Consider the following 12,593-nt stretch of genomic DNA (forward strand, 5'->3'; position numbering starts at 1 on the left):
GTTTGGCCTAATTACGCAAGTTTATCACAGCTATCGGCCAGTCATTTCACCTATTTTGGGGCGATATGAGAATGTTAAAAGATGACGTATTGACATAATGACGTCATTATTTCATGATAGGTTTAATGTGAGCAAAAATCATCCAACAGCAGCGAGTTAACTAAGCACCTCATTGCAAGATCTGTCAATTTATCAATTGGAAGTTTTATGGCGAAAGTAAAAGTCACTCAGGATAAAACCGATGACGGCAAAAAGAACACATCGCTTCGTCTGGGCAGTAAAACCTTAAAAGCATTAAAAATAAAAGCTATTGAGCAAGATACGTCAGTTCAAAAAATCCTGGAAAAGCTAGTGGAGGGGTATTTGCACGGTGATATCAAAATTAAACTTTAATTCCGATACAGATTGTTTGTTTTGGCCAACGGAGCTTGAGGTGGATTTACCTGCGTCACTCAAAGTTGCCAAACTAAGCCAAGATTGGACTGCACCATCACCTTCATTAATGTTGTTCTACGACGACTTTGATCAACACCTTCGCCAGGCTAAGCACTGTCTGGTGCGCATTGCCGGGCAAACACTGCTCACTTCTCACAACCAAATTTTGAAACAGTCGAATAAGCCTGTTCCGGGGTTCGCCGCTGAATTTGAGCAGGACCACTGGCGAACTGCGATGAGTGGTTTGATCGGGCTGAGAAAACTAGAAACTCAGCTGCGTATTAAAACCGATATTCAGCAACTTGAACTGCGAGATGATGAGCACAAATGTGTGGTACGCGCTGTTTTTATCCAAACCGAGAAGGGTATTTATGTCAGCATAACACCAGTGCGCGGCTACGCCAAAGCCCACAAACTTTTGCGTAAAGCCCTGGCCAAAATTGGCTTTTCAGCAACCGACAAGTACTTTACTGCTTGTCTGGTGCAGTGCTTTAAAGAGCAACTCCCCCAAATACCGACATCACCTGCAATCAACATCGCACCTCAAGCTCCGGTGGGAGAGGTGGTATGTAATATGTGCAACAACATGATTGATACTGCCCGCAATCATGAAAATGGGGTGCTAACTAAATCGGAAGACACTGAGTTTCTGCATGATTATCGGGTGTCATTGCGTAAGACCCGTTCTCTGGTGAGTTTAATGAAAGCCATCTTCCCGGCAGAGGCACATCAGGTAATAAAACAACAACTGGCGGATATTATGCGGCCTACCAATACGGCACGCGACCTGGACGTTTACCTATTGCAGCAGGCGGACTACGAGCAAATGTTACCCGAGGAGCTGCGTGCCGGTTTGCCAGTCATGTTCGATGACTTCCGCAAGCAACACAGTAAGACTTATAAAGAGCTCAAAGCCTGGTTGTCCAGTAGCGCCTACAGTAAAGAAATCGCAAATTGCCAGGCCTGGTTTGCCCACATGCTGGAAAGCAATCCAACACCACAAGCGCAACAGCCAGTGTTAGCTCTGGTGAATAAGAGCGTGCTTAAGAAGTACCGCAAAATTCTGAAACTAGGTGACATTATTCATCCCGAAACGCCAGACGAACAGGTGCACGACCTTCGACTGGAATGTAAGACGTTTCGTTATTTGCTGGACTTTTTTGCACCGCTTTACCCTTCAGCCGAGTTGTCCAAACTCATGAAAAAGTTAAAGAAAATGCAAAATACCTTGGGCGCGTTCAACGATTATTCGGTGCAGCAAGAAGCTCTGCATGACTATTTACATTCCGCACGCCCCAACAAGCAGTTACACATGTCGGTGGGGGCATTAATTCTTGTTTTAGCACAAAAACAAACGGAGCAGCGGCAACAGGTAGAAAAGAAATTTGCAGAGTTTGCCCAGCCTGGTACATCGGATTTGGTGCAGTCCTTATTTGCCACCTCCAAATCAAACAATAAAAAGGAGATAAGCGCATGAAAGTATTAGCCTGTTACAGCATGAAAGGCGGCGTTGGTAAAACCGCGACCGCAGTTAACATGGCCTGGTTTGCCAGTCAGGCAGGGTTGAGAACGTTGCTGGTGGATATGGATCCGCAAGGGGCGTCGTCTTTTTATTTTCGGGTAAAAGCGAAAAAGAAAGACTGGAACTTACGCTTTTTCGAAACCTATAAAAACCTTTTGTCGCATATCAAAGGCTCAGACTATAACAACCTGGACGTTTTGCCGGCCCATCTTTCGTTTCGCCATTTTGACGTGAACTTAAGTAACATGTCAAAAGCCCAGCAACGTCTGGCTAAGATCCTCAAAGGCTTTAAAAAAGAATACGACCTGGTGATCCTCGATTGTCCGCCCACTATCAGTATGTTGTCTGAGAATGTGTTTCGGGCAGCAGATGTCATATTAGTGCCTGTCATCCCCACGACACTTTCGGAGAGAACCTTGGCTCAGGTAGAAAGCTTTTTTAACGACAACAATTTACCCGCCAAACGACTGGTACCTTTTTTATCAATGATGCAGCGTCAAAAGCACATGCACAGTGATGCCGCAGGGCGTTTGAAAAAGCAGTATAAGCGGCTGTTGAAAAGCCGTATCCCGTTTTCCGCAGATATTGAAAAAATGGGAGAACATCGCGCCCCTGTGGGGGAGTTCGCAAAAAACCGACCGGCTTTTATCAGCTATCGCAATCTTTGGAACGAAGTTAAGGCTTCCTTGGAGTAAGTACTATGAGTATGCATTCAGAATGGGAAATAGAACGAAAGTTTATTGTCCGTGAAATACCCGAGGGCCTGCTGGAGCCGCGCACCCCAAAAGAAATTCGACAGGGCTATTTGTCTTTGGAAAGCGAGAAAGAAATCCGCATTCGCGACAAAGGCGGCAAATACACCATGACCATCAAACAAGGCAAAGGCTTAAAGCGCCTGGAAACACAAATAGCGCTGAGCCAGGAGCAGTTTGATACCTTGTGGCCACTAACCATGGGCATGCGAGTGGAAAAGCGCCGCTACGATATTAAATTCCTCAGCCACGTTTTATCTCTGGATTTGTATTACGGCGAGCTGGAACCACTGATGACCCTGGAAGTGGAGTTTAACTCTGAAGAAGCCAGCCAGGAGTTTCTACCACCTGATTTTACCGAGCAAGAGGTCACAACCGATCAGGACTACAAAAACGCCAATCTGGCCCGTTTTGGTTTACCGGGGAAGTTCGCCGCGTTGTAAACGATGCGATCTATTTCTTTGAACGTGTCGTTGTTAATACGGTAAATACTCCGGTTTTAGCGCACTCGTTTGCTCAACTAAACAATGCTTTATCCGGGCTTTATGCGTTGTAAAAATGCTGTGCAAAACAGTATCTTTTTTCTACCCTGGTTGTTACGAGCAAATAACAAACCGCTTATTCAAAAAATTTTTATCCCCATTTAAACTTTTTCGATTTACCCTGCGACAAAGTTAATACAATCACAAATGAGCTATTTAACAAGGGGAAATCAGCCATGATGAACAAGGTAACTGGAATGGGTAAAGGCGCATTGGCGTTATGTGGTGCAATGTTATTTGCAGGTTTGAGTATTGCTGCGGATGTTGAGCACACTTACGAGGTGAGCAAGGGCGGAAAGCTAGAGTTAAAAACCGATGTCGGCTCCTTAGATATTCGCACTCACAACAGTGACACGGTTGAAATTGAAGTAGAAGTGGATGGTAAAAATGCTGATGAGTTTAAAGTCAGCCACAGTGTTTCTGGCGGTGATGTATCGGTAGTCGGTACTTTTGACCGCGGCGATAATTATTGGGGGCGCAATATTCGCGCTAAGTTCATTATTACCGTGCCCAAAGAATATGACCTGGACTTGCGTACCTCTGGTGGCTCTATTGATATTGCCGATCTAAAAGGGCAGGTGGATGCCAATACGTCCGGTGGCAGCATTGAGATTGGCGACATTGATGGCAATGTCGAGTTGCATACCAGTGGTGGCTCTATTACCACAGGTTCGGTTAACGGTGATTTAAACGCTCATACTTCAGGCGGTAGCATTTCAGCGACCTTTGCCAAACAGTTAACGGACGACGCTACGCTTGATACCAGTGGTGGCTCCATCACAGTGCGCATGATTGAAGACATGCAGGTGGACTTACATGCTTCCACCAGTGGTGGCCGGGTAAGAAGCGACTTTAGCGTAGATGGTCGGGTATCGAAAAAATCTATTCGCGGTGAGGTTAACGGCGGTGGTCCGCGTCTGAAATTACATACCTCTGGCGGCAGTATCAGCATCAAAGAGTACTAGAATATAATTTCCAGTCAGTAAAAAGCGAGGGGCCAATAGCATTGGTCCTTTGCTTTTTTTTTGGGGCGGACTTGAGCACCATGGATGGCGTGAATATCTATTTATTTGTAGGTCGACATTTATGTCGACAACGGCGTTTAAATCAACCACTGTTGTCCGGCTCGCCGTTTAAATGTTCCCGACATAAACGGCATTTACCATTGTAGGTCGACATTGAGCACCATGGATGGCGTGAATGTCTATTTTTGTAGGTCGACGTTTATGTCGACAACGGCGTTTAAATCAACCACTGTTGTCCGGCTGGCCGTTTAAATGTTCCCGACATAAACGGCATTCACTGCATGCCTGTAGTGTAGGTCCTGCTTGAGCGCCATGGATGGCGTGAATGTCTTTTTTGTAGGTCGACATTTATGTCGACAACGGCGTTTAAATCAACCACTGTTGTCCGGCTAAAGCCGAACCTACATAGTAGCTAAAGCCGAACCTACAAGGCAGCTCAAGTCGAACCTACAGCGGGCGAGGGGAAACACAGCCACCCTCGGTGCGAAGGTGGGCTTCTATTTGCCAGACAAAGCGGTGTTGGCTTTGTGGGAAAAGCTTAAGTGACAGGTACAGCAGCGGTTATTGTTTTTATTATCTGCTTTTTTGTGTGTTTTATCTCAAGTGTCGTTTAAGTGTTACATTGATTTTGCCCCAAAATGGGGGCGTCCTTGCCCATTTTTTTCTTGCATAAAATGGCCATTTAGTTGAGTTGTCTCGCTACGGGGAATAAGTGCCAGGCTCGTACTGGCCTTATTCGCTGTGCACTAATCATAAACTTAAAACGAGAAGTATTTGCTAAGTAAGGCCGACAGTGTTGGGTAGCCTGAATCCATAGTGATAACTTGACGCTCAGGATCGCCGCCTTTAGTTCCATTGTCTGAAGTTTCAGGATCACCACCCTTGGTTCCATTGTCAGAAGATAAAGGATCCCCACCTTTCGTACCGTTGCTACTAATAATGAAAATATCATTCTTAGGATCGCCACCTTTAGTTCCATTAAAGCTCGCAAGAGTACTCATTGTCCTAGGGTCGCCACCTTTTGTACCATTGGCCATTGCGTTAACTGAGAAAAGAGATACAGAAATAATTGCAGTTAAGATAAGTTTTTTCATCGTTAAATCCTCATAATATTAATGAATTAATAAATTGTGGGACAGGTCCCACATCAATAGGTGTGGTAGATGATCCACAAGGCGATTATGAAGATTTATTGCTGATTGAGCAATTTTGAATCAGATTAAGCGTCGAGCTCTATATTTTTAAGGTGCATAGCACTTTGTAAGATGATCATGTACAGCGTGTAAATAGCCAAACATGAGCCTATGAAAGGATAAAGTTTGTAAACAGTGACTAATTCTTTGAAACCAAGAATGTGCCTAATATAGTACTCGAACGTGACAAGTGAGTATAAAGCCAAATATAGCCTTTGCACCAACATTACTTGGTTGTCCAAGAAAATGGGCCTTGTTTCCCATTTAGGGTTTATTTCTATTAACCAAAAGGTTCGCATTTTAATGTATCTAATTACAAATACACAGACCGTGACCATGTAGCAATGCCACAGAATGTAAGGGGCTTTATAATCTGTTACGTACCACCACAATTCACTTGCAATAGCAATACCGATAAAAGATAAGGCATAAACTCGAAGTGCTCCTCTTCCGAGTGTTAAACAACATATTACCAATATCAGATAGGACGGAATTTTGAACCAAATGGTGTTTTCTATGAAACGCCACATAAGTTCTTCAAGAACTTTGATAAAAATCAATACGCCACAGATTGTAAGTATGTCTATATTGCGTCTGAAGAAGAAAGCAATCGCGATAATCGCGATCAGGACAATGGGGTCAAATATAAAGGGTTGACCAAAATAGGAAGCAATACCCACTACCAGGGCGGAAAATACCAGCCCTGACAGGGTTTTTTCAGCGAATGCTAATAGCATTAAAGCCTAAAGGATTTAAGCACGAAGTCTTTAAAGGCTTGATAGGTGTTGGGGGTCGCTCTGGGGCGACAGATTTCCCACCACTTCTCCTGAAGATCAGATTCAATGGTTTCAATGGTATTCTGGTGGCAATTTTCAATAGCCACTACCGTTTCCCGAGAGATAAAAAGTCGCTCCGCCATCTCCTGCTGGGTGAGTCCCGCGTCCTTACGCATTTGACGTAGCAATTTTGATTTTGCCAGATGTTTTGGATTGTTACTTTTTACGCGCATGACATTTACTACAATTAAGACATTTGTTGAGTTGTTTATTTACCGATTCCTGAACTTTAGCACAAGGTTTTGCTTATGTGAATCGGCTCCCACAAAATAGTGCAATTTGTAATCAGGATGCACAATACGACTTTGGTCTAAAATATTACCTATATTGCACTTAATGTGGCGAATAATGCTCCATAATTAGGTTTTTTTTTGCTGAAGAATTGCATTGAGTGATCTTAAGTTCATTTGCGGGTATGTTAATTTTCACGCAAAGAAACAAAACAGAAACAAACCCAATTGTGTGTTTTAAGCCATTTTTGTGCTTGTAAAAATGGCTTGGTCAGTTTCATTAAGACGGGCTTTGGAGACGAGAAACCTGGTTTGATGGGTAGCCCTTTTTAAAAGAGCATTCAGGCTTGCGCTTTATTGCACTGTGTTTGTTTGAAAGGCAGTAGACTCGCCGCTTCTTTTTTGTAGTGTGCAATCTGCAATTGTTCCCGTCGTACGAAATCTTGTATGGCGCGATTAAAATCGGGGTTGGCCAGCCAATGTTCCGATTGACAATAAATGGGCTCGAAGCCCCGCTGAATTTTGTGCTCTCCCTGAGTGCCGGGGTTAAACAACGGCAATTGTTGTTCAATGGCAAACTCAATGCCCTGGTAGTAACAACATTCAAAGTGCAAACAGTCGAATTCTTGCAGCGCCCCCCAATAGCGGCCATACAAACCGTTTTGATCATAAAAATACAGGGCTGCAGCAATCGCCTCGCCATCGCGCCGGGCTTGCACAATCATGATGTTGTCGGCCATATCGGTGAACAAGCTGTCAAAAAAGGCTTTGTTCAGGTAACCGCCGTGACCACTGCGTTTTAAATAGGTTTGCTGGTAGCACTGATAAAAGAAGTCCAGGTGCTGCGCTTGCAACGTTGTACCAAAAAAACGCTTAACCTCTATGCCTTGTTCCCGTACTTTGCGGCGCTCTTTATTCAGGTTTTTGCGTTTGCGCGAGGCAAAGCGGCTCAGAAAATCATCAAACTCTTGATAGCCCTGATTGTGCCATTGAAATTGCACGCTTTGTCGCTGGCACCATTGGTCGTCTTGCGTGTGGCGTTCCTCGGGAAACAAAATGTGCAGCGACGACAGGCCCAGTTTTTGAGACTCCTGTTGTACTGCACAAATAATGTTCTCGGTCAGGGCTGCGCTTACCTCACGGGAGTCAAAGATAAGGCGAGGGCCGGTTACCGGGGTAAAGGGAATAGCTGCCACTAATTTGGGATAGTAATTTAACTGATAGCGCTGGTAGGCATCTGCCCAGGCCCAGTCGAATACGTACTCGCCGTAGCTGTGGGTTTTAATATATAACGGCATACAGGCAACGGGAGATTCTTGTTCGGTTACCCAAAGGTGATAGGGTTGCCATCCTGTTTCTGCGGCCACTGAGCCTGAAGATTCCAGCGCCGACAGAAACTCATGGCGCAGAAAAGGGTAGTGGACAGAGGTGAGTTTGTTCCACTGCGCCCTGTTAATTTGCGCTATTTCAGGACAAAATTGCAATTTTAATGACATGAACAGGTTACTTTGCTTGTTAATAGATGATTCTCCCGACAAACAGTTAAGCCAGATCCGAGAAGCGGCCATCCGTTTATTGGCGCGTCGAGAGCACAGCCAGCAGGAGTTGTTACGCAAACTCCTGCAAAAAGGTTTTGCAACTCAGTTGTGTGAAACTGCGCTTGCTGACCTTCAAGCTCAAGGGTATCAGTCTGACCTGCGTTTTGCCCAGATGTTCATTCGCTCCAGAGTAGCAAAATTTTATGGTCCCGGACGTATCACAGATGAATTGCGCCAACACCAGGTGGCCAGTAGCGACAGTCACAAAGCCATGCAGGAGGCGGATATCGATTGGTTTGAGCTGTGCAAAGACGCCTTGCTGCGCAAGTTTCGCAATGGGACTAGCGAAGACTGGCAGGCCCGTCAAAAGCAAAAGCGCTACCTCTGGCAACGGGGTTTTAGCGAAGAGCAAATCCAGTATGCCTTGAGCGAGGATGAATAATTCCAGCCCGGATAGCTAAAAATCCGCACTTGTGGCGGTGATTCAATATTAAAATCATGCTATCTTGCGCCCTATTTCGAATACACTTTGCGAACTTAATACAGGATGCCCGATGAGCAAAACCACGGCTGAGATCAGAAACGCTTTTTTTGAATATTTCCAACGTCACAATCACCAACTGGTTTCCAGTTCTTCTTTGGTGCCTCACGACGATCCGACACTATTGTTCACAAACGCGGGTATGAACCAGTTTAAAGATGTCTTTTTAGGCTCTGATCAGCGCAGTTATAGTCGCGCGGTTAGCTCTCAGCGCTGTGTGCGTGCCGGTGGCAAGCACAACGACCTGGAGAACGTCGGTTACACCGCCAGACACCATACTTTCTTTGAGATGCTGGGTAATTTTAGTTTCGGTGATTATTTTAAGACCGATGCCATTCGTTTCGCCTGGACCTTTCTAACCGAAGAGCTGGGTTTGCCCAAAGAAAAGTTACTGGTAACGGTTTACTCGGAAGACGACGAAGCTTTTGATATCTGGAACAAAGAAATCGGTATTCCGGCTGAAAAAATCATTCGCATTTCCACCTCCGATAACTTCTGGTCCATGGGTGATACCGGACCTTGTGGCCCTTGTTCTGAAATTTTTTACGACCACGGCGAGCACATCTGGGGAGGACCTCCGGGCTCACCAGAAGAAGACGGCGACCGCTTTATCGAGATCTGGAATCTGGTATTCATGCAGTTCAATCGCCAGGCCGATGGCACCATGGAGCCATTACCTAAGCCTTCTATCGATACCGGTATGGGGCTGGAGCGTATCTCTGCCATTTTGCAAAATGTGCACAGCAACTATGAGATTGATATCTTCCAGAATCTGATTGTTGATGCTGCCAAAATTGTTGGCACCAGCGATTTGGAAGACAAGTCTTTGCGGGTTATCGCTGACCATATCCGCTCTTGTGGTTTCTTGATCTGCGATGGCGTAATGCCTTCCAATGAAGGGCGTGGTTATGTATTGCGTCGTATTATTCGTCGTGCTGTGCGCCACGGTAATAAACTGGGTGCTAAAGACGTGTTCTTCCACAAGCTGGTGGCGTCACTGGTGGCACAAATGGGCGAAGCTTACCCGGAGCTGAAAGAACAGCAAGCGGTGGTGGAAAAAGTACTCAAGGTGGAAGAAGAGCAGTTTTCTCGCACCCTGGATCGCGGTATGAATATCCTTAACGAAGCCATCGCTCAAATGCAAGGGGATACTTTGCCCGGCGATTTGGCCTTTAAGTTATACGACACCTATGGCTTCCCGTTAGATCTCACCAATGACGTATTGCGAGAAAAATCCTTAAAGATAGATGAAGCCGGTTTTGAACAAGCTATGGCTGAGCAGCAAAAACGCTCGCAGCAGGCCAGTAACTTTGGTGCCGATTACAACGCCATGTTGAAGTCGGATCAGGTTTCCGACTTTACCGGTTACGACCATGAGCAAGGCAACGCCAAAATCGTTGAGCTGTTCAAAGAAGGCAGTGCCGTTGAATCTTTGAGTGCAGGGGACGAAGGTATTGTGATCCTGGATGAAACCCCGTTTTACGCTGAATCGGGTGGTCAGGTAGGCGACCAGGGGGTATTGCAACTGCAAGACGGCCAGTTTGTTGTGCAAGACACAGTTAAACTGGGGAAAGCGGTGGCTCACAAAGGCATTGCAGAAGCAGGGCTTAAATTAGGGGATAGCGTGTCTACTCAGGTGGACAGTGAGCGTCGCCAGCGCATCAAACTCAATCACAGTGCCACTCACCTGGTGCACGCTGCCTTGCGTCAGGTTTTAGGAAGCCACGTGAACCAGAAAGGTTCATTGGTGGAACCAGATAAATTCCGTTTCGACTTTTCTCATTTAGAAGCGGTGAGCAAACAAGAGCTACGAGAAATCGAAGCCATTGTTAACCAGCAAATTCGCGCTAACAATCCACTAGACACAAAGCTAATGGATTTGGAAGAAGCAAAAGCCTCAGGCGCAATGGCGCTATTCGGTGAAAAGTATGACGAAAAAGTCCGCGTGGTGTCTATGGGGGACTTCTCTGTAGAGCTATGTGGTGGCACCCACGTAAGTCGCACCGGCGACATCGGCTTGTTTAAAATTATCTCAGAAGGCGGTATTGCCGCTGGTGTACGCCGAATTGAGGCCATCACCGGACAAGCAGCTCTGGACTATACTCAGGCAGCCTTGGATACCGTCGCCAAAGTGGCGGATAAACTAAAAACCGATCCTGCTCAGGTTGCAGACCGTATAGAAGGCTTAACCCAGCAGCAAAAATCACTGGAAAAAGAAATTGACCAGTTGAAGCAAAAGTTGGCCAGTCAGGCAGGTAATGACCTTATTTCAAAAATAATTGAAATAAAAGGTACCAAAGTACTGGTCTCTGAATTAGAGGGGGTTGAACCCAAAGCATTGCGTGGCATGGTGGACGATCTGAAAAACCAAATTGGTTCAGGGATCATCTTCCTGGCCGTTAAAGGCGATGCCAAAGTTAATTTGATCGCAGGCGTCACTAAAGACTTAACGGCGCAAGTGAAAGCGGGCGAGTTGGTTAACTTCGTGGCTCAGCAAGTTGGTGGTAAAGGCGGTGGTCGTCCTGATATGGCGCAGGCTGGTGGAACTCAACCCGAAAATCTGGCTGTTGGACTAAAGTCTATCTCGACATGGTTAGAAGATAGTCTATAATCCAAATTAACTACCGATTTTTAGTGACAAAAAAATAAGGAATGGTAGGAAAAATCACGGTCTGGACGAGGCTGTGATTTTGAAAACGCTAAACGGATTTTCCATTGGAATAACGGAAACGGGAGCAAGAGAATGCTAATTTTAACCAGACGTGTTGGTGAAACTCTGATGATCGGTGACGAAGTGACAGTTACTGTACTAGGAGTGAAAGGAAATCAGGTACGTATCGGTGTGAATGCACCAAAAGAAGTATCAGTGCATCGTGAAGAGATTTACATGCGCATTCAGGCGGAGAAAAACGCTCAGTTGGCTGCTCACGAGTCGGGCGCTGACAAGGGCGAAGAATAATCTTCATCGCGGGCTGGTCTTCCAGCCTTTTGCATTTTCAGGGCTTATAGCCCTCGAATTCGCACGGTTTGTTTATTAACCAGTTGGTCAATAAATGACTGCATTGATTAAATTGCCAGCATCTAAATCAATTCCTCAAAAAATTGTTTGACTTCGCGGTACTAATCATTAAACTTCGCATCCACATTTTGGGGCTGACACTGGTCTGAAAGGACAGTTGAAATCCAAAGTTTAGGAGAGGTGGGTGAGTGGCTGAAACCAGTTCCCTGCTAAGGAACCATACCTATTACTGGTATCGAGGGTTCGAATCCCTCCCTCTCCGCCATTTCATTGAGTCGTTAAATCGATACATTGAAATGCTGAATATTAAATATCTGCGCGTGTGTAGCTCAGCTGGATAGAGTACCTGGCTACGAACCAGGCGGTCGGAGGTTCGAATCCTTCCACACGCGCCATTCAGTTATTGAATCCCGATATTTGAAGTATTTCGCTCACCCATTATAATTGAGCAATGAAGGCATTGGCCTGAACAAGTTTAAAGCGTGTGTAGCTCAGCTGGATAGAGTACCTGGCTACGAACCAGGCGGTCGGAGGTTCGAATCCTTCCACACGCGCCATATCGGAAAAGCCCGAATCGAAAGATTCGGGCTTTTTTGTTTTTGTCATTCGAGCATCCTTGTCCGGCTAAAGCCGAACCTACAATTTCAGGCTCGATGATGTTTTTGTAGGTCGACATTTATGTCGACAGCGGATTTTCATTCAACCACTGTTGTCCGCATCGCCGTTTAAATGTTCCCGACATAAAGGGCATTCACTGCATCCCTGCAGCTCAAAGCGAACCTACAATTTCAGGCTCGATGATGTTTTTGTAGGTCGACATTTATGTCGACAGCGGATTTTCATTCAACCACTGTTGTCCGACTCGTCGCTTAAATGTTCCCGACATAAAGGGCATTCACTGCATCCCTGCAGCTCAAAGCGAACCTACAATTTCAGGCTCGATGATGTTTTTGTAGGTCG

The 12,593-nt window shown here is 45.7% G+C and carries 12 protein-coding genes and 3 tRNA genes; 11 read left to right on the top strand and 4 right to left on the bottom strand.

Features of this window, described 5'->3' with window-relative positions:
- Positions 1-207: 207 nt before the first annotated feature.
- The 5 genes from ACXAGP_RS13895 (at position 208) to ACXAGP_RS13915 (ending at position 4,216) form a co-directional block, all read left to right on the top strand.
- The gene (locus tag ACXAGP_RS13895; protein WP_475262108.1) at positions 208-393 is read left to right on the top strand and encodes a hypothetical protein; all 186 of its coding nucleotides are present in this window, start codon (positions 208-210) and stop codon (positions 391-393) included.
- The gene (locus ACXAGP_RS13900) at positions 371-1,912 is read left to right on the top strand and encodes a CHAD domain-containing protein (RefSeq protein ID WP_475262109.1); all 1,542 of its coding nucleotides are present in this window, start codon (positions 371-373) and stop codon (positions 1,910-1,912) included. The genes ACXAGP_RS13895 and ACXAGP_RS13900 overlap by 23 nt, the downstream gene beginning before the upstream one ends.
- A complete protein-coding gene (locus tag ACXAGP_RS13905) occupies positions 1,909-2,652 on the top strand; it encodes a ParA family protein (protein WP_475262111.1) in 744 nt (247 codons plus the stop codon). The genes ACXAGP_RS13900 and ACXAGP_RS13905 overlap by 4 nt, the downstream gene beginning before the upstream one ends.
- Before the next feature lie 5 nt (positions 2,653-2,657).
- Entirely contained in the window at positions 2,658-3,152 is a 495-nt protein-coding gene (locus tag ACXAGP_RS13910) for a CYTH domain-containing protein (protein ID WP_475262112.1), read from the top strand.
- 275 nt (positions 3,153-3,427) lie between these two features.
- Positions 3,428-4,216 carry a DUF4097 family beta strand repeat-containing protein gene (locus ACXAGP_RS13915; RefSeq protein ID WP_475262114.1) on the top strand — a complete coding sequence of 263 codons (789 nt, stop codon included), beginning with the start codon at positions 3,428-3,430 and terminating at the stop codon, positions 4,214-4,216.
- A gap of 818 nt (positions 4,217-5,034) precedes the next feature.
- Here the strand turns inward: ACXAGP_RS13915 and ACXAGP_RS13920 are convergent.
- From ACXAGP_RS13920 to ACXAGP_RS13935, 4 genes are all read right to left on the bottom strand, one after another.
- Complete coding sequence (locus tag ACXAGP_RS13920) at positions 5,035-5,370, bottom strand: hypothetical protein (protein WP_475262115.1); 336 nt, start codon at positions 5,368-5,370, stop codon at positions 5,035-5,037.
- A gap of 125 nt (positions 5,371-5,495) precedes the next feature.
- A complete protein-coding gene (locus tag ACXAGP_RS13925) occupies positions 5,496-6,206 on the bottom strand; it encodes a hypothetical protein (protein ID WP_475262117.1) in 711 nt (236 codons plus the stop codon).
- Positions 6,206-6,478 (bottom strand): helix-turn-helix transcriptional regulator, encoded by a 273-nt coding sequence (locus ACXAGP_RS13930; protein WP_229529074.1) that lies wholly within the window; start codon positions 6,476-6,478, stop codon positions 6,206-6,208. The genes ACXAGP_RS13925 and ACXAGP_RS13930 overlap by 1 nt, the downstream gene beginning before the upstream one ends.
- Before the next feature lie 398 nt (positions 6,479-6,876).
- On the bottom strand, positions 6,877-8,031 hold the full coding sequence (locus ACXAGP_RS13935) for a GNAT family N-acetyltransferase (RefSeq protein ID WP_475262118.1): 1,155 nt from the start codon (positions 8,029-8,031) through the stop codon (positions 6,877-6,879).
- Between ACXAGP_RS13935 and ACXAGP_RS13940 the strand changes: the two genes are divergently transcribed.
- From ACXAGP_RS13940 to ACXAGP_RS13965, 6 genes are all read left to right on the top strand, one after another.
- Positions 8,030-8,515, top strand: a complete 486-nt coding sequence (locus ACXAGP_RS13940) for a regulatory protein RecX (protein WP_475262119.1) — start codon at positions 8,030-8,032, stop codon at positions 8,513-8,515. The genes ACXAGP_RS13935 and ACXAGP_RS13940 overlap by 2 nt on opposite strands.
- Positions 8,516-8,627: 112 nt before the next feature.
- Entirely contained in the window at positions 8,628-11,225 is a 2,598-nt protein-coding gene (gene alaS, locus ACXAGP_RS13945; RefSeq protein WP_475262120.1) for an alanine--tRNA ligase, read from the top strand.
- Between the two features lie 132 nt (positions 11,226-11,357).
- Positions 11,358-11,573 (top strand): carbon storage regulator CsrA, encoded by a 216-nt coding sequence (csrA, locus tag ACXAGP_RS13950; protein WP_338293326.1) that lies wholly within the window; start codon positions 11,358-11,360, stop codon positions 11,571-11,573.
- Positions 11,574-11,807: 234 nt separating this feature from the next.
- Positions 11,808-11,898: transfer RNA gene (locus ACXAGP_RS13955), tRNA-Ser, on the top strand.
- A 53-nt stretch (positions 11,899-11,951) separates the two neighbouring features.
- Positions 11,952-12,028: transfer RNA gene (locus ACXAGP_RS13960), tRNA-Arg, on the top strand.
- A gap of 85 nt (positions 12,029-12,113) precedes the next feature.
- A tRNA-Arg gene (locus ACXAGP_RS13965) sits at positions 12,114-12,190 on the top strand.
- Positions 12,191-12,593: the final 403 nt, after the last annotated feature.

The organism is Planctobacterium sp. AWM4_229, from assembly GCF_056160305.1.